Consider the following 23,873-nt stretch of genomic DNA (forward strand, 5'->3'; position numbering starts at 1 on the left):
CGCTATGAAGTCTCTTTAATGTTAAAGGTTAGAATAGATTTAAATAAATCACCATCAACTTCAACTTTAAATTGTCCTTTTTGTAATTCAGTAAAGCTTTTAACAATTGCTAAACCTAATCCAGAACCACTTGTATTTCTAGATTTATCACCTTGAACAAATCTTTCAACAATTTCATTTTCATTAAAAGTCATTTCTGCTTCAGAAATATTCTTAAAAGTAATCTGAATTTGATGATCTATTTGTATTAAATCAATATATACTCTTGTATTAGCTAAAGCATACTTACTAATATTAATAAACAGATTTTCAAAAATACGATATGTTTTAGAACTATCCAAATAACAAATAATCTTTTCTTCACTACAATTCATTCTTACATCTAAATTCTTTTCATCTAGCTTATCTTGACTCTCTAATTGAGCTTGCTTAATTAAAGAAACAATATCTACATCAACAAGATCTAAATGAACATTCCCACTATTAACCTTACTCACTTCAAATAAATCATCAATAAGATTTTTAAGCCTCAATGAATTTCTTTCCAATATTTCAATATATTTCTTTCTATCTTCATCAATCAACTGATCATTCTTTAATAAATCAATATAAGTAATAATAGAAGTTAATGGTGTTTTTAAATCATGAGAAACATTAGAAATGAGTTCGGTTTTCATTTTTTGTGATTTTACTTCTTCATTGACTGCTTTTTCAAAGCCATCTTTAATATGTGTAAATTCATCTTTCAAAGGATTAAATACACCAACATCTTCATTAATCTTAACTCCAAAGTTTCCATTTGATAATTGTCTTGTCGCATTTAATAAGACTTGATAATCATTTTGAATATCTTCAAATTTTTTCTTTAAAAGAATAAAGATAATAAATGAATAGACTAATGAAAAGAAAATTCCAAAGACAAAAAAGACACTAATTATAGAAATAATAACAAAATTAAAGAGAACAATTTTTAATACTGAACGATTGATATTATCATTAAAATCAAAATCAACAATCTTATTAAGAATAATTTGACTGTTTGTAATAATCCAACCTAGACAAGTATTTTCTTTACAATAATTCTTAAATCCTTTATGAAATAAATATTTTATCATATAAGCAAAAATAACAAATAACATAAAGAAGATAAACCAAAATCCTATATTGATAATAGGAGTTAAGATTTTATCAAGATTTTGAATACCAAATTCTTGATAAAAATCAATCATGTGTTTTTGACTAGTGGCTGCGATTAAATACGGACTAAATACATAGAGAGTTCCAGTAACCAAACACCACATAAAAGCTAATATTCCAAATTTAATACGAGAAATAACATCTAATAATTTTTGTTCTTTAAATAATTGATAAGGTGTTATCAGTGTTATAAGCATAATAATTGCTATTGCAAAAACAACATAAGGCATTGAATATTTCAGATAATCTGAGGTACTATAGTTTGTTAAATAGACTGATAGATTACTATTAGCAGCTAATTTTTCAGGAACAGCATAAGTAATAGTTAAGTTTTTAGGATTTTTAAAATTAATATAAGCTTCAGAAGTTATCTCATGATTACTTTCATTATATTCGCTATAAGTTTGAGATTGATGAATCATATAATTATTTAACTCACGAGATTGAATTTTATCATTGTGAGAATAATTCACAAATAAAATTCCATCTTGATCAAATTGTATTTGTACATACCACTGATATTTTTTTTGCAATGCTTGATCATTTTGAATAGAATTTAAACGATCATTTGTATTAGAGATTTGTTTTTTGGTTGTCATATCTGTAGCTTGATAATAGATATCTGTTTCTTTTTCAAGCTCTCTTTGGGATTGTTTAATACCATATTTGAAATCTTCAATTTCACTTGTAATACCTTCTATATTAGAATTTCCAACGATTTCTAAATACTGATGGGTATCTATATTTGAATTTTCTTTAGATTTTAATGAACAATCAATAGCGTAATTATATTGTGCAATTTGACTTGCAACATATTCAGTAATCAGTGATTGACTGGGTGTTTCTTTACTGATTGTTGATTGAATTGCTGGATAACTTAAATATATCCCAATACTCGTTGCAAGTAATATAACAACAATCATAAAACTTACAAGATATTTTTTCTTTTTCATAATTTATTCCCTGCCTTGTTTTTCAATTTTATATCCAACGCCCCAAACAACTTTTAAATAGCGTGGATTCTTAGGATCAATTTCTATTTTCTCTCTTAGATTACGAATATGAACCATGACAGTATCAGTACTAATAGCATCTTCTTGCCAAACACTTTCATAAATATTGTCGGCTGAAAAGACTTTGCCAGGGTATGACATTAATAATTCTAAGATTTTAAATTCGATAGGAGTCACTTTAACAGCTTTTCCTTCAACTGTTACTGTTTTTGTATCTAAATTTAATTCTAATCCTCCAACAATATAACTATTTTCATTTTGTTGATGATCTTGAACCATATTTAAATATTTACTATAACGTCTAAGCTGTGAAGAAACACGTGCTAAAAGTTCCATTGGTACAAATGGTTTTGTGACATAATCATCTGCCCCAATATTAAGTCCAGTAATTTTATCAATATCTTCTGATTTAGCCGATAACATAATAATTGGAAAATCATATTTTTCTCTTATTTTCATTGTCATTTGAATACCATCCATAACAGGCATCATAATATCAACAATCGCTAAATGAATTGTCTCATGTGATACGATATCTAATCCAGCTTGTCCATTATGTGCCTTTAAGACACGATAACCCTGTGTCTTTAAATAAATCTCAATCGCATTACATATTTCTACCTCATCTTCAACAATTAATATTGTATATTCCATGTTTATCCCTCACTTTTCCCATACATTATACTGAAATTTGAAAAAGAAAAGTAGAGATAAATCTAAAGAATTTCTAAAGATTATAATTCATGACTTTCTTTTGATTTATTTTCTTATAAACATAAAGACCAACTAAAGAAATGATTCCAGTAATCACAAATACTAAGATAGAAAAAATATAATTTTCTACTCCAATCGCATGTCCTCCAATTGTACTTGTAATAATAGATGGGATTCTAGCAATAGTAGTAATGAACAAGAAAGTAGATAATTTCATATCGGTTAAGGGAATAAAATAAGTCAAAGCATCTTTTGGAGTACCAGGAATAAAGAAAATAAGAAAACATAACATATTTCTTTTCTCCTTATTCTTCAAAAAAGAGACTTCTTCAATCTTCTTAGTATCAATAAAACGTTGAATAAAAGAAAGTCCAAACTTTTTGACAAATACATAAATGAGACTACTACCAATAGCACTACCAATCAAACAAGCTATCATACCACCAATTGGTCCATACAAATAACCAGACATAATTTCAATAATTTCACCTGGTAAGAAAACAAAGACAACTTGTAAAGCCATTAGTAAACTCATCATGAAATAACCTAAAATACCAAATTCTTGTAATTGATGTCTTAATAACTGAGGATCATGAAATAGACTCATCATAGGTTTATATAATAATAAACATGCGATTGCCATAATCAGAAAACATAGACCAATTCCTTTTATTTCTTTTTGATGTTGCTTTAAAAACTTCATAATTATCACTCCTATCAACAATTCATAGTATGAACGTTAAATAGAAAAAACAGCTCGCTAAATTTATAAAGAAATTCTAAAGAAAATAAAAACAAGAGCTTAAACTCTTGCTTATTTCTTTCCTTCAATAAAATATGTTGCTTCCATATCAGCTGTTGATAAGGCAAATGCAAGTGGAAACATTTCAAAGGCAGCCCCGACATTTCTAGCATCTTCACTACCAGAAAATCCCATATGATAACGAATCGCAAAAGCTTCTTCTCTCGTTAAACGCATATACCCACTAATCATATAGACACTTTTTTCTCCATGACCATAAGGTAAAGTATCATTATATTCATAAGTAGGAACTTGAACCCATTGACCATTTTCTTTAACATTTCTAAATCCTTTTTTATAGCAGTTAATTTTACATAAATCGTGAAGCAAGGCAACAATCGCAATACTTTCTTCGTTATATTTTAATCCATAAGTAGATTGCACACGCTCACGTGATAAATAATCTTTTAAACAATCATAAACATTTAAACTATGTTCAACCAATCCACCATCATAATTTCCATGAAATCTAGCACTTGCAGGAGCATCAAAGAAATCCGAGTTCTTCGATAACAAAAATTCTAAAAGCTTTTCACTACCATCACGATGGATCGTTTGTTTATAAATTTCAATAAATCTTTCTTTATTATTCATGTTTTCACATCCTTTTTTACTATTGTATCAAAAAATAAATGAATTGAAACATTTTTGTTTTAAAAAGAGCATCTTTATTCTTATAAAACAAAATCTGTTTTAAAAACAAAGATTTATTTAAATATAGATATTAATATGATTTTTTTTGTGATATCTATTGTCTGAGTTTTTGCTTTTTCTTTTTAAAAATATTATAATAATGATAGAAAAATTGTGATAAAAAAGAGGGATATGATGAAGAAAGTGAAAACAAATGCTTTACGCATTTTAGATCAAAAACATATTGATTATCAGACAAGAGAATACAATTATGATGAAGATCATTTAAGTGGAGAACATATTGTAGGACAAGTTGATTTAAGTGAAGATGAGATATATAAAACATTGGTATTAAAATATAAAGAGGGGTATCTGGTTTGTTGTATACCTGTGATGGCAGAGATAGATTTAAAGAAACTTGCTAAAGAGAGTGGACATAAGAGTGTAGAGATGTTACATCAAAAAGATTTACTTGGTTTAACAGGATATATCAGAGGGGGATGTTCGCCAATAGGCATGAAGAAATTGTTTCCAACTTATTTTCAAGAAGATATCTTGTTGTTAGAAAAGGTTGCTGTGAGTGCTGGGAAAAGAGGATTGCAAGTTATCTTAAAACCAGATGATTTAATTAGTAGTGTACAAGGGAAATGTGTAGATGTTATAAGAAGGGGATAGGAAAGATGAAAAAACAGGCAATTATGGGATTGGCTTTAATGTTGTTGATGGGGTGTTCTTCACAAAAGATTGAGACTGAGAAGAAGGAACCTATGTTAACGTTTCAAGATATCAAAGAGGTTGAATATGGAGATTCGTTTGAAGTATCAAATTTAGTAAAGGATGTACAAGGCGTTATTAAAGATTATCCTAAATTAGATACATTAAAAGTAGGAAAACAAAGTTTGACATTTGTTGTTGAATTGGATCAAACAAAGAAAGATTTTCAGTTTGATATAGAGGTTAAGGATACAAAACATCCAATTATTGAACTTAAAAAAGATAAAATAACAATCAATACTAAAGAGAAGATAGATGTTTTAAAATATGTTCAAAAAATTAAAGATCCCGTGGATGGAGATTTAAAATATATAAAAGAAAATCAAGTTAAAAAAGAAAGTTTAGCTTATTATACTTATCATGAATCTATAGATTATTCAAAACCAGGTACATATAAAATTCATTTTACTGCAATCGATAATCATCAAAATAAAACAGAAAAAGATTTATTAGTTGTTGTTAAAGAGGAAAAACCAATACAAAAAACAACTTCAACAGTTCATCAAAAAGAACAAGAAACAACTTCTCAAAATAATAATACAACAAAACCCCAAAAAGAAACAAAGAAAGAGCTAGATCAAAAAGATTATCAATATGTTTTAACAAGTACAGTTGATAAGATGAAAGCAGCTCAGGGTAAAAATAAAATGGTTATTGTGACTGCGAAAGCAAAGGCAAGAAAATGTGTTGTTCAATATTTTGAAAAGCAGAATAATCAATGGGTTGAAAAAATGAAAACAAATGGATTGGTGGGAAAAGCTGGAATAGGAGTTGGAAGTGAAAATTCAACAAGAACACCGATGGGCGTTTTTCATTTTACTCATGCTTATGGAATTAAAGCAAATCCAGGTAGTGTCTTAGCATATACGCAAATTAATCAACATCATTATTGGTGTGGAGATCAATATTATAATCAATTTGTTGATGAAACTCAGATGGATCATAGTCAATGTAGTCATGTTAATGATGAACATTTAATAGATTATCCAGGTAGTTATAATTATTTTTTATCTTATAATTATAATAGTAGTTGTATTAAAGGAAAAGGTTTTGCATATTTCTTACATTGTGCAAGAGGAAATTATACTATGGGATGTGTTGGGGTCAATCAATCAAATATGGTTTATCTTATGCAAAGGGTTGACTCATCAACGGGGTTTGTTGTGAGTTTAATAAATCAGATAGAGAATTATTAAATCGAAGATAATTTCAAAATTTGTTATAAAATATCATGTGGTTTTAGTGGCTTTCAATTTATGGATTTGGTATAATAAAAACAAGAGGTGAACAATATGGATTATAATACAAATTATGAAAGATGGCTTAATCATCCTGCTGTAGATGAAGCCATGAAAGCAGAACTTGCAAGTATGGGAGAAAAGGAAAAAGAAGATGCCTTCTATACGAATGTTGAATTTGGGACAGCTGGAATGAGAGGAATCTTAGGACCAGGAACAAATCGTATGAATATCTACACAATTAGAAAGGCTAATGTTGGTTTTGCTAAATATGTGTTAGGATTGGAAAATGGAAAAGAAAGAGGAGTTGCAATTGGATATGACAATCGTCATATGTCTTATCGTTTTGCAATTGAAAGCGCTAAGGTTTTAGCAACTTATGGGATTAAATCATTTATTTTTGAAAGTTTAAGACCAACACCTGAATTATCTTTTGCTGTGAGATATTTAAAATGTGCTGGGGGAATTATGATTACAGCTTCTCATAACCCAAAAGAATATAATGGATATAAGGTTTATGATGATACTGGATGTCAATTGATTCCTGAATGGGGAGATTTAGTTGTTAAATATGTTAATGAAGTAGAAGATGAATTAGATGTAAAAGTATGTAGTGATGAAGAAGCTTATCCATATATGACATGGATTGGACATGAAGTTGATGAAGCTTACTATAAAGAAGTTATGGGAATTGAAATTAATCCTGGTATGGATAAGAGTGGATTTAAGATTGTATTCTCACCACAACATGGAACAAGTAATATTCCAGTTAGAGAATGTTTAGGTCGTTTAGGATATGATGTTGTGCCAGTATTAGCACAATGTGCACCAGATCCTGATTATACAAATACAAAATCACCAAACCCTGAAGTACCTGCTTCTTATGAATTAGCAATTAAAAAAGCAAAAGAAGTGGATGCTGATGTTGTGGTTATCTGTGACCCTGATGGAGATAGATTAGGAGTTGTTGCTAAACATGATGGTGAATATGTATTAATGAGTGGTAACCAATCTGCAGCTGTTTATTTGGAATATATTTTAAGTCAAATGAAAGAAAAGGGAACTTTACCTAATAATGCCGTTATGTATAATACAATTGTAACTTCTGATTTAGGTGAATTAGTTGCAAGAAGTTATGGTGTTGATGTTGAAAAGACATTAACTGGATTTAAATTTATTGGGGATAAGATTAGAAAATATGAAAAGACTGGTGAAAAGACATTTGTCTTTGGATATGAAGAATCTTATGGATGTGTTGTTAAGGATTTCGTAAGAGATAAAGATGCTGTTCAAGCTGTTTTAACAGCTGCTGAAGCTGGTAACTACTATAAGAAACAAGGTAAAGATTTAGTTGATATCTTAAATGAATTATATGCAAAACATGGTACATTTAAGGAAACTCAAATTGCTTTATCTAAAGCAGGAGCTGCAGGAGCTGCTAGAATTAAAGAAATTATGGATAATTTAAGAAAAGATGCTCCTACAGAAATTGGTGGTGTCAAAGTTGTTGCAAGTGAAGATTATCAAACAAGTGTAAGATATGAAAATGGTAGTGAAACAACAATTGATTTACCAAAATCTAATGTACTCAAATATTACTTAGAAGATGGTTCTTGGATTGCTGCTAGACCAAGTGGTACTGAACCAAAATGTAAGTTCTATTTCTCTATTAAAGGAACAACTGCTGATGATGCAGCAAGTAAAACTGAAGTTTTCCATAAAGCAATGATGGAAATTATTGGTGAATAAGGATTGATATTTCAATCCTTTTCTTTTACACAAAATTTACACAAGTGATTTATAAAATAAAGATAGAAGGTGATTGGTATGTATAAAATATTATTAATAGAAGATGATTTAGATATTAGAAATATTATTGTGAAATATTTTGATAAACGGCATATTCAAGTGATTGAAGCAAGTGATGGACATATGGGGTTATCATTAATGAATAAAGATATTCAGCTTGTTTTATTAGATATCATGATGCCTGGTATTGATGGATATGAGGTTTGTCAACAAATACGTTATCATTATCAATCACCTATTATTTTTATTAGTGCTTTAAGTGATGAGGATAATCAATTAAAAGCTTTTGAACTTGGGGCTGATGATTTCATAACAAAACCATTTCTACCTTCAGTTTTGTATGCAAAGTGTTTAGCAATATGTAAAAGACAAGATTCAAATTCATCCAACTATAAGACTTTTTCCCATATTCAAATTGATTATAATAATCATGAAGTCTTATTAGATGGACAAGTTTTAGAATTAACCCATAAAGAATATCTGTTATTAGAATATTTTACTAAACATCCTCATCAATTATTAGAAAGAGAACAAATTTTAGATGCGATATGGGGATATGATTACTATGGACAAGCAAGAGCTGTTGATACTTATGTTAAAAAACTAAGAAAGAAGTTAGGGAAATATGGAAATTATATTGAAACAGTTTTTAAGGTAGGATATGTCTTTAAAGAGGGTGAAAATCATGAAACATAGGATAAGTGCTAAAATCTTTATTATTTTAATGGTTGGATTTATGTTGATTTTAGGTATTTCTGCTAAGTTGAATATTGAAGCACAGAAGAATTTATATTTATCTTGGATTAGAGAACAATATAATTATAAGCAAATAACAGAAAGTATTACTGATTTATTGGATGAATATGGGATAAATCAAAAAGATATCTTTCAGTTATTAAAAAATAAAGATTTTCAAAAAAAGATACAAACGATTTGTCCAGGATATTGGAATTATATTTTTATCTGCCAAAAAGATAATGAAAATCAAAATCAAAAAATACAATATTATACATTGGGTCAAGATTTTGTGAATAATTATCTTGTCTTATATTCTAATCAAACAAAAGAAAGCCAATGTATATCAATTGAATCTTTAAACGATAATCAAAAAGCAGAGTTACTTTCATTATTAAAATCAGGTCTATATACAAATGATGCTGATGATTATTCGAATATAGATGTAAAATATACAATAGAGAATAGTCATTTAGTCTATTTTGAATGTCAAAATATTTTATATGGTCAAAAAACAAAGAATTATCAAGAGGGTAGAATAACTTCGTTTTGTATCAATAATCAACTACAAACTGTTGATCCACTAAAACAAATTCCAATACTTGTCGATGTTGATTCAATGAAAGAAAGTATCCTAACTCCACCTTATTATTATGGTGCTGATGGAAGCTATGTTTCCTACATGCGAGAAATTGGTCAACAAACATTCTTTTTAACAAACATAGGAGATGATAATGCATCAATCTATATTGTTAGTGTAGTAGAGAATGTTCAAGATTATGTTCTTGCAAGATATATAGAAGAAAATAATATGCTATATTTTATTGCCTTAATATGTGCAATTCTTATTTCCCTTATTCTTTCTTATATGATTGCTAAACCTATTAAAAAGGTAGAAAAAGTTGCTTTAAAGATTGCTCATAATGATTTTGATGAAACATTGCATATCAAGTCTAAAGATGAAATTGGCAGTTTAGCAAAAAGTGTCAATCACATGAGTCATCAGCTTAAACAAACAATTCAACAATTAAATGATGAAATAGAACATGTTAAAAAACTAGAATCACTAAGAAAAGATTTCATTAATCAATTTACACATGAAATGAAAACACCTTTAGGAATTATTAATGGTTATGGAGAATTGATTGAAGAAGCAGAAAGTGATGAAGAAAGAGAAAAATATATAGCGATTATTCATCGAGAGACAAAACGTATCAATCAGCTGATTCAGTCAATGTTAAGTTTGTCTCGTCTAGAAGCAGGAAAAGTAGAGATGAATATTGAAGAATTTGACTTAGAAGATAGTGTAACTGAGATTATAGATGAATATGAAGTCTTGTTTATGAAAAAGAACATTGTCGTTAAAGTCAATAATATACAATCAAGAATCAAAGGAGATAAGAAGTTACTAGAAACAGTAATTCATAACTTCTTGTCAAACGCTATCAAGCATACCCCAGATAATGGACAGATCGAAGTCACGATAGATAAAGGATGTGCAGTCTATAATAGTGGAAGTTTAATAGATGAAGAAGAAATAGAGGATATTTGGTATACATTTGTGACGCATGATCATCAAGGAAGTGGATTAGGCTTAGCAATATGTCAATCGATATTAGAAATGCATGGTTATGATTATGGAGTAAAGAATTTAGAAACGGGTGTACAATTTTATTTTCAAATGAAAAAGGAATGCGAATAGGCATTCCTTTTTTAATCATTCCACCTCGATTACACAGATATGTGATAAGATGATATTAGGGAGTGATAGGATGTATAGAATATTGATAGTTGAAGATGAATATCATATTCGTCATATTATTAAAGAATATTTTTCATTAAAGGATATTGAGGTGGTAGAAGCATGTAATGGATATGAGGCTATAGAATTAATGAATGAATCGATTGATTTAGTTTTATTAGATATTATGATGCCTGGTATTGATGGTTATGAAACGTGCAAACAATTAAGGATAAAAACCAAAAGACCTATTATTTTTATAAGTGCTTTATCTGAAGATCAAAATCAAGTGATGGCATATGAGTTAGGTGCTGATGATTATATAACGAAACCATTTAAACCATCTATTCTTTATTTAAAGTGCTTAGCAATGATGAAAAGAGATCAAAAAATAGAAGAAATGTATTTAGAATTTGGTCATGTGAAATTAGACAAAATGAATCATGTTTTGATTATTGATGGACAGTCTATTATTTTAGCTCATAAGGAATATGAATTACTTCTTTATTTGTGTAATCATCATAATCAATTGTTAACACGTCAACAGATTTTAGATAAAATTTGGGGTTATGATTATTATGGTGATGGACGAGCAGTTGATACGTATATTAAGAAGTTAAGAAAGAAATTAGGAAAGTATTCTGTTTATATTCAAACAGTCATTAAGACAGGATATATATTTAAGGTGGTGAATATTGATGAAAGTATTGAAACTAACATTATTTAAAAAAATATTTTTAGTTATTTTTATAGGGTTCTTTCTTGTTGAAACAATTAATGTTTATATGGATTATCAAAATAATTGTGCAAGCATAGCAAACAATATGGTGAATAATGATATCGTTGACAAACTTGATTTATTAGCACGAAAATATGAGGATAAAACATATCAAGCAACAAGTTCTCAGATAGTCGAAAGTGTAGAAAAATTGTTTGAGGATCAAAATGGGTATTGTGTAATATTAGATGAACAAAATCAAGTTATTTATGAAACAATGAAAAATGAAAACTTTTCCCAAAAACCATATATGATTGTTGTGCCAAAAACTGATGAATATATTGACTATATTCCCGTTCGTATTAACCTTGATAAACTTTCTCAAGAACAAAGAGATGCGATTGAAAAAAATATTCAAAATCAATATAAAGATCAAGCTATTGTTGTAGAATATGCTGGAAAAACTATCAATGTAGAAAATGGAGGAGAGGAGATAGAGCCAACTTATTTATCAGTGGATGGTCAAATCTATTTAGAAGATAAAACCCAAAATAGACAGACTAGTTGTGTTCATATATATTCTAGTCCTCATCTCTTTTATAGAGATTACTATAGTTCATCCAATGAAGAAGCTTATGTTATGAATGATAAAGAGTTTAGTCAAATATTATATCAATCAGCCTTAAAATTAAATCATGATATGGGCGGTGTTGGAATGGTTAAGATTGATTATGAAAAAATGGATAATAATCTTGTCTTAACACAAAGAATCTATATAACTTTAAATGATCAAAAGACACTAAGTGTTGTTTTTGTTGATTATTATTTTGATGTCTTTACTTATGCTTTTTCACAAGCTATATATGATAATATAAAGGTCTATATCTTTTCTCTCATTTTATCTTTCTTAATGAGTTTAGGTATATCTTATATGGTAACAAGACGTATTAAAAAAATAGATAACATAACAAGGCAGATTGCAGATAATCATTTTGATCTTTCTTTATCAGAAAAACCACGGGATGAATTAGGGACATTATCACATAATATTAATCATATGAGTCAACGTTTAAAACTAACTATCCAACAGCTTAATGATGAAATAGAACATGTCAAACAATTAGAATCAGTAAGAAAAGAATTTATAGCTAATTTTACTCATGAAATAAAAACCCCTCTAGCAATCATTAATGGATATATAGAGTTGATAGAAGAAACAAAAGATGATCAGAAGAAATCTATATATCTAGAAGCCATTAATCAAGAAACAGATAAGATTAACCAATTAATTTTAGCTATGTTAGATTTATCAAGATTAGAGTCTGGACAAGTAGAACTTCATATTCAAGAATTAGATTTAGAAGATATATTAACAACAATCATTGAATCTTTTGCTTCACTTTTAGAAAAGAAACAAATACAGGTCGTAATAACTGGTGAATATTCTACGATTGAAGCAGATTTATTTGAAATGGAATTGGTTATCAAGAATTTAATCAGTAATGCAATTAAACATACACCACAAAATGGTCATATTTATATTTGTTATGAAAATCAAACATTATTCATTGAAAATGAAGGTGAACATTTGAGTGATAAACAAAAAGAGAAAATATGGGATACTTATGTATCAAGTGATAGAGAAGGAACAGGATTAGGTTTAGCAATTTGTAAGACAGTTTTAGATTTGCATGGTTTTTCATATGATGTTCATAATACAGAAAGAGGCGTTTCGTTCCAAGTGAATTTAAAACATTAAAGACAGATATTAATATTATATTTGTCTTTTTTTTATTTTCTTTTATAATTTTTATTAAAAAGTCAAACTTTTTTTGTTTTTAAACAGTTATAAGGGTGAGGAGGGAGAAAATGAACGAGAAATATTATATAAGACGTATTCAAAAAGGTGATCATAGGGCCCTTGATCACTTTATAGAATTACTCTATCCTCAAGTTTATTGTTTTATTTGCCATAAAATTAAGGATGAAAATATAGCAAAAGATATAACTCAAGATACGTTTGTTAGGTTTATACGAGCATTGCCAACATATCATAGTGAAGGCAAAGCATTAAATTATTTATACAAGATTGCAAGTCATGTTTGTTATGACTATTATAAGAAAGAAAAAAATTATTTAATGTTAGAAGATGAATTAATAGCTGATGAAACAATAGATGTACATGAAACGATTATAAAGAATATGACAAGTACACAATTACAAGAAGTGATATATGAATTAAAACCAGCTATGCAAGATATTATTATTTTAAAATATTATCATCAATATACTTTTAAAGAAATTTCAGAGATTTATCATATACCTATTTCAACAGTAAAAACAAGGCATTATCAAGCTTTAATTCAGCTCAAAAAACAAATGGAAGGAGAGCATATAGATGAATATTGATTATACAGCATTACAAAAAACAAAAGAAGCTTGTCATGAAGAATTAGATATGATTGTGAATAAATATAATACTCATCATTTACAAACAATTTATCAATATATGAAAGTAGAAATGAAAAATCAAATGATTATATCAGTAATAGGAATGTTACTGATTACACTTGTCAGTTATTTTATGAATGATGCAACAACTGTATGTATTATGCTTTATTTTTTAGTTCTAGGAAGTCAGGCAATATTGGAATATATGAAAAATCAAATTTATAGGGTTAAGGAACTTTTATCTGTTTCTTATATAAATGAAGGAAGAAGTTTTTTATATAAAAGTGTAGGTATAGCGATTTTGCAACTAGGCATGTTTGGTTTTATATGCATATTGATACCATTTAATCAAATCACATTTATCAAAACTATTTTTTATGCTTTATTACCAGTTTATATATCACAAATGTTATCATTACAATTTATGAAGTTCATAACAAATATTTTTGGTGTGTTAATGAGTTATTTTATGATTTATTTAAGTTTGATTTTTGTGATTGATTATTTAAATATTGTTTCGTATATATCAGTATCAACATGTTATATCGCTATAATAGTTATGGTTTTTATTTATATTGGAAATATCACATTCCTATATAAAGAAAAGAAAGGAAGAAATTTGATATGGAATTAACATTAGAACACGTATCTAAAAAATATAAAGAAAATGATGTTGTTAAAGATGTGAATGTGTCTTTAAAGCCAGGGGTTCATGCATTGTTAGGTGCTAATGGAAGTGGTAAAACAACTTTGATGAGATTGATTTGTGGGCTTTTAAAGGGGGAGGGGTCAATTCATTTTGACGATATAGATGCTTCACTAGAATATGAAAACTTTGCTTCACATATTGGCTATATGCCACAAAATTTTGGCTATTATCCACATTATACACTTAAAGAATTTCTGGATTATATGGCAATTGTAAAAAACTTAAATAAAGATTATAGTGAAAAAAGAATCTTAAGTTTAGTCAAAGAATTAGGTTTAGAGAATCAACTGAATAAGAAAATGAAAACTTTATCTGGGGGGATGTTGAGGAGAGTAGGAATTATTCAAGCGTTATTAAGTGAACCAGAGATTTTAATTCTTGATGAACCTACAGCTGGATTAGATCCAAAAGAGCGTATTGTTTTTAGAAATCTCATTGCTTCTTTATCCCAATCTACAATTATTTTGTTGTCAACACATATTGTAAGTGATATTGAAAGTATTGCCGATGATATTCTGATTATGAAAGAAGGAGAGATTATTATGCATGGAATTTATGAAGATTTGATAAAAGTGATTAAAGGCAAGGTTTGGGAAGTATTGGTTCCTAAGCAAGATGCTTCATCACTTATGAAAAGATATCGTGTTGTAAAAAATCATAATCAAAATAATGGAGTTTATATGAGAATTGTATCTGATTTAAAACCACATGATGAAGCAATTGCGGTTATTCCTGATTTAGATGATTTATATTTATATTATTTTGTTGAGGAAGTTGCTTATGATTAGGTTAATAAAAAGTGAGTTTCAAAAGCTTTTAAAGGGAAAATTTATAAGACTATTTATATTGATAAGTATATTGGTAAGTATAGGGATTTGTTATAAAGTTTATTATGGAAGTGATAATTATAAAAATGTAGGCTATAATTTAACAAATCTTGAAGGAAAACAGTTAAGTGATCTTGAGTTTTGTAAAGCGAAAGATGCTGTTATGCATAGTTATTCAGGAGAATGGTCACAAGCAAAACAAAAACAAATTATTCAAGATTTAAAAAATGAATTGAAAAAATATCCAAGAGATCAAATAGATGAAAAAGCAATGACTAAAGCTTATGGGAAGAATTGGAAGTATTATTTAGAAAAACAAAAAAAGACAGGACTATCTCAAAAGGATATTCAAGAAATAACTAATGAAATAGGTCAAAGTCCAGAATATTTGACACAAGAAGATGATACAATTGAATTAGAAACAATTTATACAAATGACTCAAAAAGAGAATATTTATCAGAATTATATACTCATAATAAACATATACATCAAAGCATTGATAATAATATTGATACCAGTCATTTGATTTCATCAGAATGGAATACTTATTTATTGAATCCTCAATTAAAAAATGTTTGGGAAGTTGATTATTTAGCAAGTACACTTACACAAAATGAAAAACTAACAAAGGAAGAAACAACAAGTTTTCAGAAGTACTTAATGTCAGAAGTAGAATCGTTACCTCATCAATTTGAAAGTGGTTTACCTAATCAATTTATGCTTCAAGCTTTATCCATGGTTTATATTTTACCTATATTTGTTATTATGATAGCATTAGCTAATATCTTTGCGATTGAAAGAGAATACCAAATGGATCAGATTATTTATCCTACTCAATCAAATCGTCATCGTATAACAATAGCAAAACTGATAACAGGATATCTTTTCTCAATTGGATTAATCATCTTACAATTGATTATTGTTTATTTATTTGGAAGTCTTGCTTTTCCTATCCACGGTTGGAATTTTCTCGTTACAAGTATAGATTTCTTTAGTGTAATCCCAATTATTCCAACCACTTATTTAACACTTCTCATCTATGCAATTGTATTACCTCTATTTGGGGCAATTGCAATGGCAACTCTTTCTATGGGATTATCCTATGTATTAAAAAAGAAATTTATAGTTATTATTCCTTTATTTATTCTTGTTATTGTAGGAATGTTTTTTCAAATGATTTACATTCCAAGTTTTATGAAAACATTCTTTGAATTTTGTCTACCTATAAATATGATACAATTCTATAATTATTTTTTAGAAAATAACATCTTAGGAATTGGTTCACCTTATATCATTAGTGAAGCATTTGTTATACCTATGAGATGGATTGTTATTGGATTATGGGGATTTATAACAATTTTAGTGATAAGTATTATATATAAACAATCCTATAAACAGTATATTCGTTATTGAAATAGCAAAAGTGCTATTTCTTTTTATTTATCTTGAAAGAGCAGGTTTTGTCGATTATAATTAAATATCATGGAGGTCATTTGATATGAATAAAATTTTTGGAATAATTTTACCCTATATTATGCTTGCTTTTGTTGGAATTATAAATACTATTGAGTTTGAATATAAAGTTATTGTGGCTGCACTTATTTTAGGCTTTCTAATTGGAATTTGGTTTTATTGTTTACATAAGAGTGAAGGAACGGTAATGATGAAATTAGGAATTATTTTTAGTCTTATCATTTTTGTTGTTGCACTTGTTTTAGGAATGTTGAATTTACATTTAGAAATGTTATCACAATTGTCATCAATGTTTGCTATGTTAATTGGTATGGAGTGTATGGGGTTATATATTGTTTCAAAAAATAAACCAAGATTAAATATGACTTATAAATATTCATATAGAAATAAAAGAAGAAGATATTTTTAATATAAGAAATGAAAAGGAGTAGATTTTAAAATTCTACTCCTTTTGCAATATTTAAATAATAAACAATCGCATGAATATCTTGCTGATACATATCTTTTAAAACTTTTTGATAATAATTTAATTGAACTTGATGTTTTTGAATTAACGATTCATCACTATTTTTTATAGAGACACGATCTGTTTTATAATCTAAAACATAAATTTCGTTTTGGTAGACAAAGACTAAGTCGAATATACCATGAATAATTTGCTTTCTTTCTTGGTCATTATATGAGAAAGCTTTTTCTTTGTAGACATGTTGAGCATTTTGAATCATGTGATAATAAGGACTATCAATAAAACCCTGTATTTTATCTTGATATTCTTCAAGAATTGTTTTCCCTTGTTCATCAATCACTTCTTCATCGTATAATTGTTGAATCAGTGAAGGTATATCATCATTTTGAAATGATAAATAACTTAATAGGAGATGGACTAATGTTCCTTTATCACTTGCTGCTATTTGTGTTGCTTCATCAGGTGATGTTAATGATAGATAGTGATCATCTTCTATTTTTTGTAATTGTGTTACAGCCATTGTAAGGGGCTCTTGTATGTCATAAGGATAAACATAATCACGATAATGAGATTGGATAGTGCCATCAATGACTTTGTTTTCATAAGTAACTTGTGGAATGGCTTGTTCAATTTCATGATCTGTTGTAAGAGTTAATGAAAACATAGCATGTTCGGTTGAATCAAATGTCATATGTTTTTCAAAATGATATTTTTCTAATTGTTGCGCTTTTGGTTTTAAGGCTTCAATGTTTTGACACTGTTGTATAATCATTGGATGACGTAACACAGCTGATAATACCCAAGTTAAATAGTTGTTTGTTTTTCTTAGGCGATCATATAATAAAATATGTTGAGCATTTTCACGATGATATATATCAGGATCTTCGTTGACTAAAAGTTTCTCTTGGATTGCAGTGATTTCATCAATATTCTTTATAACACCAGTTAAAATGAGTTTTTGTGAAGCACGTGTTAATGCAACGTACAAAATACGCATTTCTTCATTCACTGATTCATCAAGTTGACGTCTTGCTATCATATTACGATAACAGTTTTCATATTCAACCGTTATATCTTCTATTTCATTAGTTGAGACTTTCACTCTTGGTTTCATTGCAATTCCAAGACGTTTATCAATCATAAGACGTTCTTTGCTATCTTGGGTATTAAATTGCTTATGCATGTTACAAACAAAAACAATAGGAAATTCTAGACCTTTGGATTTATGAATTGTCATAAACTCGACGTAATTATCACTTCCTGAAGATGAATTGGCAGGAGCATAATCAGATGAGTTGCTCAAAGCCTCTATCAATTCATCAAGATAAGGTGCTTGTTCTTGGGTTTGTAAAATAATATCTAAGAATAATTCTAGATTTGCTTTTCTTTGAGCACCATTAATCATTTGAGCAACAAACAATGGGTAGTCTGTCACTTCATAAATTTTTTTCATCAATTCATAAGGAGAATGTGAATAACTATAGTTTCTTAGTTCTTCATAGACTTCTAAAAATTGAAGAATAGAAGGCTCACTGGAAACTTTTAAACATTCATAAAGTGGCGATTCTTTATCATCCTGACGAAGCCTAGCAATTATATCTAAAGGAATACAAGAGATACTATAAGGTTGTCTAAGAATACTCAGTAAAGCAACATCATCATAAGGATTATTGATGGCTTTTAGAAAAGTCATCATATTTTCTATTTCATTAGAATTCATAAACCCTTGTGATAAAACAATATGGTTAGGAATTTGATACAAGTCAAAGACTTTTTTGAAAGTTAAGAAAGAAACAGTTGAACGCATTAAAACAACCATATCTTTATAATCAACAGGTTTTTGATTAATTTTCATTTCATTTTTTAACTTCAATATCTTTTGCGCTACCATATGAGCTTCATACTGTTCTTTATCTAAAGAAGAAGCAGGATTATAAATATCAATTAAAATTTCAGTTGTAAGATTTTCATCTTGAAAGAAACGTGCTCTTGCTTCTTCTTTACGACCATTTTCTTTCCCCATATAGTCATAGTTTAAACGTGCGCTATCATCCAAATAGTATTCTAAACCACCAATCTCTTTATCCATAATTTGATTGAAAATATAGTTAATAGAATCTAAAACAACCTTAGAAGAACGATAATTAAAAACCAAATCAATTCTTCTTGTTTGACTCTTTTGGCAATCTTCATCAGTTAAAGAAAAGGTATCATATTTATCAGAAAAGATTTGTGGATCTGCTTGTCTAAAACGATAAATAGATTGTTTCATATCTCCTACCATAAATAAAGGGATATGTGGGTCTTGATAATTGGCGATTTTAAGTAATAAAGATTCCTGTATTTGATTCGTATCTTGATATTCATCAACCATAATTTCTTTTAAACGATGATATAAGATATTAATAATCCCATGTTCTGGTTCTAAAAGCTCATGAGCATATCTTTCAAGATCAGAGAAATCTAATTGATTGAGTTCTTTCTTTTTTGCCTGATAAGCCATTTGAAACTGATAAAGCAGTTTCCCTTTAGACAATAACATATCAATGGCTTCATAGCTTACCTTTAGTTTCTTTACGAAATCCTCTGGATTATCTTCTAAATAAGATTGAGCAGCTTTATTATAAGATGAGAAAATATCACCTTTCATCTTTGTAAAAGTTTTTTTGTATTCAGGTTCAATATCCTTCCAAGACATATTATATGATTTAGGTAATGGTGCTTTTACCATTGAAACAAGCGTATCATATGTTAATTGTTGTTTAAAAATTTTGATTCGCTCATCTAAATAATCATAATAAGCTTCAAAAGGCACGGGTAAGACTTGATTCTTTTCAGTTTGTTCATCAGGTCTTTCATAGAAGTCAATTAAGTCATGTGTTTCACAATAATACTTTAATTCTATAAGTTTATTCATTGCTAGCACAGTTTCGTTATAAAAAATCTGTTGAAGATAGGAAAAGAGTGGCCAATCTTCTAATGATGATGAGAGGGTATCGTAATTTTGAGTTTTGATTGTATCAATAAAACTATAAAAATTATCAATGGAGTGTGACATCTCATCAACTGATAAAAGTAAACTTTCAAATCCACTTAAAGAATAACCCGGAAAATATAATTCTAAGAATTGTTTAATTTCATCATTCTCAATCCATTTTTCTTCACATTCTTTTAAGACTTCTCTTTTAATAGCAGTTGGATCACTATTAATTTCAAAACCAGGCATAACATTAACAAGATATCCATATTTCATTAGCAATAAGTTACAGAAACCATGGAAGTTCGTTATATAGGCGTGAGGAAGATGGAGAATTTGATTTTGAAGATGAGCTTTTAATTCTTCATCAATATCTGATGAGACAATCTCATTCAATTCTTCACTTAATCTTTGTTTCATTTCATTTCCTGCAGCTTGAGTAAAAGTTAAAACAAGAAAATCAAAGATTTCATAGCCTTCTTTGAGTAGTTCAACAATACGACTAACAAGAATCTTTGTTTTTCCGCTACCCGCCGGAGCACTAACAAGAATTGAGGAATGTCTTTGTTGAATCGCTTTTAATTGTCCTTCATTAAACGGCATCTTCTTCACCTCCTAATATCTTTTTAACATCTAAAAATTCAACCAAGTGATAGTCATTATAGAAAACATCAAAACTACAAACACTATGATATGGACAATAATGACAAGGATTGACTAAAGTATGTGTAGCATTTTGATCACTGCCTTTAGGATCAATTGCAATATTTCCATTCAACATATTTTGATATAATTCATAAATATGTTTTTCTATTTCTTCTAGTAATTTTTCAAGTTGTAAAGAAGTCAATATTTGTCCTTTATATTCATTTCTTGATTTTACATAAGAAACATTAATAATATCTGAACGTCTATCAAAAGTTGGATCCATTGCCTGAATAACACTATGACTTTCATCATCAATCACATATCCACCATAACGATATTGTTTATAGAATTCTGATTCATCAATCGGCTCACTCATTGGTTGATTGATTGATAGAATACGTTTTTTAGTATTGAAATAAAGAACTGCCCCTGGATCTTTTTGATATAATTCTGTGACCATCTTTAAATACAATAACATCTGAATGTTAAAACCTTGCATAGCAAGATTTAAATCAATATCTTTTGCGCTTGATTTATAATCAATAATCGAAACATAATTTTCATATTGATCAATACGATCAACAAATCCTTTAAAATGCATTCCTTGTATATCACTTTGAACTTTCTTTTCTTTGTCATGAACAGCAAAAGATGAAATGTTTAATTGTCTTTTTAGAACTGTTAAAGTGATTTTTAAGTCTTTTTTTAATTGTTCAATGAAGTATTGATTGACTTTTGATGTCGCAATCTTTTGAGATAGGACTTCATTTTCAGCTATATATTGATCAACCAGTTGTGAGATATCTTGCTGATCGTTAATATTGATTGATAAGACATAGTGGACAAGACTTCCTAACTCATTAGGCATCAATTGTTGTTCTTTTAAAGGATAAATGCCTAAACCATATTGAATAAAGTAAAGAAAAGGACATTTGTTGTAAGTTTCAATTTGACTCACTGATAATGTTGGACTATAAAGATTCGCAACAATATTTTGAGATAAGGTAACAGGTTGATTTTTTGAAGATTTATAATCATGAATATGATGATTTAAAATTGTCTTGTTTTGATCTAAACCACCCATTAAATAATAATCATCTAATGATAAAAATTGATTTGTCATAAATGGCTTGAGATGAAACATGTCATTTAATTGTTTATAGAGCGAAGAAGGTAAACGTGCTTCTCCTGATAAGGTTTGAAGGGCATATGAAAAAGTCATGCTATAAGATGGTTGTAAGAACGCTTTAAGAATGTCATTATGATGAACCCCTAATTGTTCTGTTGTAGAAAGTGGGGTAGGAATTTGGTGCTTTCTCAACAACTCAATATCTTCATCTAAAAGCAAAGATGTATCTTTTATTAAATGTGGAAAAATTGTTTCATTCATTCCTAAAAAGAAGATATGTTTTGGTTGACTAAGTGAAAGTTTATCAATTGTACAAACTTCAACATGATCTTTATAAAGATTGAGTTCTTGAGTTTGCTTTGGATATGTTGATTTAAAGAAATCGATAAATTCATGAGGTGTTATTGTTTCGTGATAATCTAATATTTGCTTAAGATAATCTTGATATGTTGCATCAAGTTCTTCTAATAAAAGATTTTTTGCAATCTCATGAAAAGTTGTCTGAGTTGATGCTTGTAAAGCTTTAAGAATCTTTTGGTAACTATAATCATATTGTGTTAAATGTGTTTGGGGTAAAGAATGAGGAATATGTAATTGTTCTAGAGCATCAATTAAATCGTTCACATAACTACTATCTGGATAAATAATCACAAAATCTTGAAAACGTAATCCTTCATCAACAACTTTTTGATAAAGACTATAAACAACACGTTTGATTTCTTGTTTAGGTGTTGAAGCAGTCAATGTATAGTAAGGGTGGTCCTCTTGGCAAGGTGTTGTAGATTGTAAAAATAAGGATTGTGTTAAATAAGTAGGTTGATCAATTTCCATTGCATCTTTACAGAAAAGATGATAAGGCATATTGAAAATTCTTTGATCATTATGATAAGTGTAACTCATTATTATCTCATGATTTTGAGCTAGACGCTTGATAATATTTTGTCTTTTGTTTTCATAAAGATGATCTCCATCAATATAAATATGCATTTTTTCTAATGGTGAAAAATCAATACAGTCAAAGAAACTTTCTAATGTTATATGGGTATATTGATTAAGACATGATAAAAGCGAATGATAAAGATGGGCAAAATCTTTTAATTTTATACTTTCAAATTCATCTTCTTGATAAAATGTTTGATTGATATCAAAATCTTTGATTAAAGGAATAAATTCTTGAATTAAGGGGTAAGGTGTAGCACTTTCAAAACAATGAAAAGATTCATTTTTTAAAATATTTCTTAAATGATAAGTTAATTCTACAGTACTAGCAATATGATGTTTAGTAAGATGTAAATTAATTTGTAGTTGTTTTAAAAATTGATTCCAAGTTATAACTTCAATATTAACAAGATAATGTGTGTATTGAAAAAAGCGTTGTTCAACAACTCTTGGATTATCACAGATAATTATATATTTTTCAAAAGGATGTAATTTTGCATTTTCACAGCATTCTTTTATCATAATTTCCCATTTTTGGTAATGATTGAGGCCCTTAATTATTTTCATATCTTTTCCTCCTTAAACATCAAAGATTATATCATAATTGTTTAAATTTTCCGAATTTTAAAATCATATTTTTTTAAATAAAAGTGTTTATCAAAGTACTGTCAATCAATTTATTCAAGGCATTCATAATGAATTTTTATAAATAGAGATATAAAAAAGGAAGTCTCTTTTACTAAAAACTTCCTTTTTATTCCAAGTTTACCCTTTTATACAATCCGCAGCTTCATATATCTTTTCTAGACTTGCTTTTTCAATAAGTAAGTCAAATATCTTTTCGTACTGCTCTACGGATAGATTTTCCAGAAATCCTGT

The 23,873-nt window shown here is 28.2% G+C and carries 18 protein-coding genes; 12 read left to right on the forward strand and 6 right to left on the reverse strand.

Features of this window, described 5'->3' with window-relative positions; all coding sequences use genetic code 11:
- Window positions 1–2: 2 nt before the first annotated feature.
- The 4 genes from EDD60_RS13785 to EDD60_RS13800 form a co-directional block, all read right to left on the reverse strand.
- Window positions 3–2,150, reverse strand: coding sequence for a sensor histidine kinase (locus EDD60_RS13785; RefSeq protein WP_066450056.1), 2,148 nt, complete (start codon window positions 2,148–2,150; stop codon window positions 3–5).
- A 3-nt stretch (window positions 2,151–2,153) separates the two neighbouring features.
- Window positions 2,154–2,864: a response regulator transcription factor gene (locus tag EDD60_RS13790; protein ID WP_066450058.1), complete on the reverse strand. Its 711-nt coding sequence runs from the start codon at window positions 2,862–2,864 to the stop codon at window positions 2,154–2,156.
- Window positions 2,865–2,937: 73 nt separating this feature from the next.
- Window positions 2,938–3,627: a TVP38/TMEM64 family protein gene (locus EDD60_RS13795; RefSeq protein WP_066450060.1), complete on the reverse strand. Its 690-nt coding sequence runs from the start codon at window positions 3,625–3,627 to the stop codon at window positions 2,938–2,940.
- Window positions 3,628–3,738: 111 nt separating this feature from the next.
- A complete protein-coding gene (locus EDD60_RS13800) occupies window positions 3,739–4,320 on the reverse strand; it encodes a hydrolase (protein ID WP_066450062.1) in 582 nt (193 codons plus the stop codon).
- Between the two features lie 234 nt (window positions 4,321–4,554).
- Here EDD60_RS13800 and ybaK point away from each other — a divergent pair, with 234 nt between their 5' ends.
- The 12 genes from ybaK (at window position 4,555) to EDD60_RS13860 (ending at window position 17,244) form a co-directional block, all read left to right on the forward strand.
- Window positions 4,555–5,034: a Cys-tRNA(Pro) deacylase gene (gene ybaK / locus EDD60_RS13805; protein ID WP_066450064.1), complete on the forward strand. Its 480-nt coding sequence runs from the start codon at window positions 4,555–4,557 to the stop codon at window positions 5,032–5,034.
- A 5-nt stretch (window positions 5,035–5,039) separates the two neighbouring features.
- Complete coding sequence (locus tag EDD60_RS13810) at window positions 5,040–6,329, forward strand: L,D-transpeptidase family protein (RefSeq protein WP_066450065.1); 1,290 nt, start codon at window positions 5,040–5,042, stop codon at window positions 6,327–6,329.
- A 96-nt stretch (window positions 6,330–6,425) separates the two neighbouring features.
- Window positions 6,426–8,120, forward strand: a complete 1,695-nt coding sequence (locus EDD60_RS13815; protein WP_066450066.1) for a phospho-sugar mutase — start codon at window positions 6,426–6,428, stop codon at window positions 8,118–8,120.
- A 78-nt stretch (window positions 8,121–8,198) separates the two neighbouring features.
- Entirely contained in the window at window positions 8,199–8,876 is a 678-nt protein-coding gene (locus tag EDD60_RS13820) for a response regulator transcription factor (protein ID WP_066450068.1), read from the forward strand.
- A complete protein-coding gene (locus EDD60_RS13825) occupies window positions 8,866–10,617 on the forward strand; it encodes a sensor histidine kinase (protein WP_066450070.1) in 1,752 nt (583 codons plus the stop codon). Before EDD60_RS13820 ends, EDD60_RS13825 begins: the two co-directional genes overlap by 11 nt.
- 70 nt (window positions 10,618–10,687) lie before the next feature.
- The gene (locus EDD60_RS13830; protein ID WP_066450071.1) at window positions 10,688–11,383 is read left to right on the forward strand and encodes a response regulator transcription factor; all 696 of its coding nucleotides are present in this window, start codon (window positions 10,688–10,690) and stop codon (window positions 11,381–11,383) included.
- On the forward strand, window positions 11,355–13,133 hold the full coding sequence (locus tag EDD60_RS13835; RefSeq protein ID WP_066450073.1) for a HAMP domain-containing sensor histidine kinase: 1,779 nt from the start codon (window positions 11,355–11,357) through the stop codon (window positions 13,131–13,133). The genes EDD60_RS13830 and EDD60_RS13835 overlap by 29 nt, the downstream gene beginning before the upstream one ends.
- A gap of 110 nt (window positions 13,134–13,243) precedes the next feature.
- Window positions 13,244–13,783, forward strand: coding sequence for an RNA polymerase sigma factor (locus tag EDD60_RS13840; protein ID WP_066450075.1), 540 nt, complete (start codon window positions 13,244–13,246; stop codon window positions 13,781–13,783).
- Entirely contained in the window at window positions 13,773–14,459 is a 687-nt protein-coding gene (locus EDD60_RS13845; RefSeq protein ID WP_066450077.1) for a hypothetical protein, read from the forward strand. Before EDD60_RS13840 ends, EDD60_RS13845 begins: the two co-directional genes overlap by 11 nt.
- Window positions 14,450–15,322, forward strand: a complete 873-nt coding sequence (locus tag EDD60_RS13850) for an ATP-binding cassette domain-containing protein (RefSeq protein WP_066450078.1) — start codon at window positions 14,450–14,452, stop codon at window positions 15,320–15,322. Before EDD60_RS13845 ends, EDD60_RS13850 begins: the two co-directional genes overlap by 10 nt.
- Window positions 15,315–16,775: a G protein-coupled receptor family protein gene (locus tag EDD60_RS13855; RefSeq protein WP_066450079.1), complete on the forward strand. Its 1,461-nt coding sequence runs from the start codon at window positions 15,315–15,317 to the stop codon at window positions 16,773–16,775. Before EDD60_RS13850 ends, EDD60_RS13855 begins: the two co-directional genes overlap by 8 nt.
- An 85-nt stretch (window positions 16,776–16,860) precedes the next feature.
- Window positions 16,861–17,244: a hypothetical protein gene (locus EDD60_RS13860; protein WP_066450080.1), complete on the forward strand. Its 384-nt coding sequence runs from the start codon at window positions 16,861–16,863 to the stop codon at window positions 17,242–17,244.
- A 25-nt stretch (window positions 17,245–17,269) separates the two neighbouring features.
- Here the strand turns inward: EDD60_RS13860 and EDD60_RS13865 are convergent, their stop codons facing one another.
- Entirely contained in the window at window positions 17,270–20,881 is a 3,612-nt protein-coding gene (locus EDD60_RS13865; protein ID WP_066450083.1) for a UvrD-helicase domain-containing protein, read from the reverse strand.
- Window positions 20,871–23,561 carry a PD-(D/E)XK nuclease family protein gene (locus EDD60_RS13870; RefSeq protein ID WP_066450087.1) on the reverse strand — a complete coding sequence of 897 codons (2,691 nt, stop codon included), beginning with the start codon at window positions 23,559–23,561 and terminating at the stop codon, window positions 20,871–20,873. Before EDD60_RS13870 ends, EDD60_RS13865 begins: the two co-directional genes overlap by 11 nt.
- Window positions 23,562–23,873 lie beyond the last annotated feature (312 nt).

The organism is Longibaculum muris, from assembly GCF_004343035.1.
In the GTDB taxonomy this organism is placed as follows: Bacteria; Bacillota_I; Bacilli_A; order Erysipelotrichales; family Coprobacillaceae; genus Longibaculum; species Longibaculum muris.

What these genes read in the sequence shown, in the direction of transcription:
- EDD60_RS13785 (WP_066450056.1), bottom strand. Translation starts at nt 2,150, where the DNA reads ATGAAAAAGAAAAAATATCTTGTAAGTTTTATGATTGTTGTTATATTA.
- EDD60_RS13790 (WP_066450058.1), bottom strand. Translation starts at nt 2,864, where the DNA reads ATGGAATATACAATATTAATTGTTGAAGATGAGGTAGAAATATGTAAT.
- EDD60_RS13795 (WP_066450060.1), bottom strand. Translation starts at nt 3,627, where the DNA reads ATGAAGTTTTTAAAGCAACATCAAAAAGAAATAAAAGGAATTGGTCTA.
- EDD60_RS13800 (WP_066450062.1), bottom strand. Translation starts at nt 4,320, where the DNA reads ATGAATAATAAAGAAAGATTTATTGAAATTTATAAACAAACGATCCAT.
- ybaK (WP_066450064.1), top strand. Translation starts at nt 4,555, where the DNA reads ATGAAGAAAGTGAAAACAAATGCTTTACGCATTTTAGATCAAAAACAT.
- EDD60_RS13810 (WP_066450065.1), top strand. Translation starts at nt 5,040, where the DNA reads ATGAAAAAACAGGCAATTATGGGATTGGCTTTAATGTTGTTGATGGGG.
- EDD60_RS13815 (WP_066450066.1), top strand. Translation starts at nt 6,426, where the DNA reads ATGGATTATAATACAAATTATGAAAGATGGCTTAATCATCCTGCTGTA.
- EDD60_RS13820 (WP_066450068.1), top strand. Translation starts at nt 8,199, where the DNA reads ATGTATAAAATATTATTAATAGAAGATGATTTAGATATTAGAAATATT.
- EDD60_RS13825 (WP_066450070.1), top strand. Translation starts at nt 8,866, where the DNA reads ATGAAACATAGGATAAGTGCTAAAATCTTTATTATTTTAATGGTTGGA.
- EDD60_RS13830 (WP_066450071.1), top strand. Translation starts at nt 10,688, where the DNA reads ATGTATAGAATATTGATAGTTGAAGATGAATATCATATTCGTCATATT.
- EDD60_RS13835 (WP_066450073.1), top strand. Translation starts at nt 11,355, where the DNA reads ATGAAAGTATTGAAACTAACATTATTTAAAAAAATATTTTTAGTTATT.
- EDD60_RS13840 (WP_066450075.1), top strand. Translation starts at nt 13,244, where the DNA reads ATGAACGAGAAATATTATATAAGACGTATTCAAAAAGGTGATCATAGG.
- EDD60_RS13845 (WP_066450077.1), top strand. Translation starts at nt 13,773, where the DNA reads ATGAATATTGATTATACAGCATTACAAAAAACAAAAGAAGCTTGTCAT.
- EDD60_RS13850 (WP_066450078.1), top strand. Translation starts at nt 14,450, where the DNA reads ATGGAATTAACATTAGAACACGTATCTAAAAAATATAAAGAAAATGAT.
- EDD60_RS13855 (WP_066450079.1), top strand. Translation starts at nt 15,315, where the DNA reads ATGATTAGGTTAATAAAAAGTGAGTTTCAAAAGCTTTTAAAGGGAAAA.
- EDD60_RS13860 (WP_066450080.1), top strand. Translation starts at nt 16,861, where the DNA reads ATGAATAAAATTTTTGGAATAATTTTACCCTATATTATGCTTGCTTTT.
- EDD60_RS13865 (WP_066450083.1), bottom strand. Translation starts at nt 20,881, where the DNA reads ATGCCGTTTAATGAAGGACAATTAAAAGCGATTCAACAAAGACATTCC.
- EDD60_RS13870 (WP_066450087.1), bottom strand. Translation starts at nt 23,561, where the DNA reads ATGAAAATAATTAAGGGCCTCAATCATTACCAAAAATGGGAAATTATG.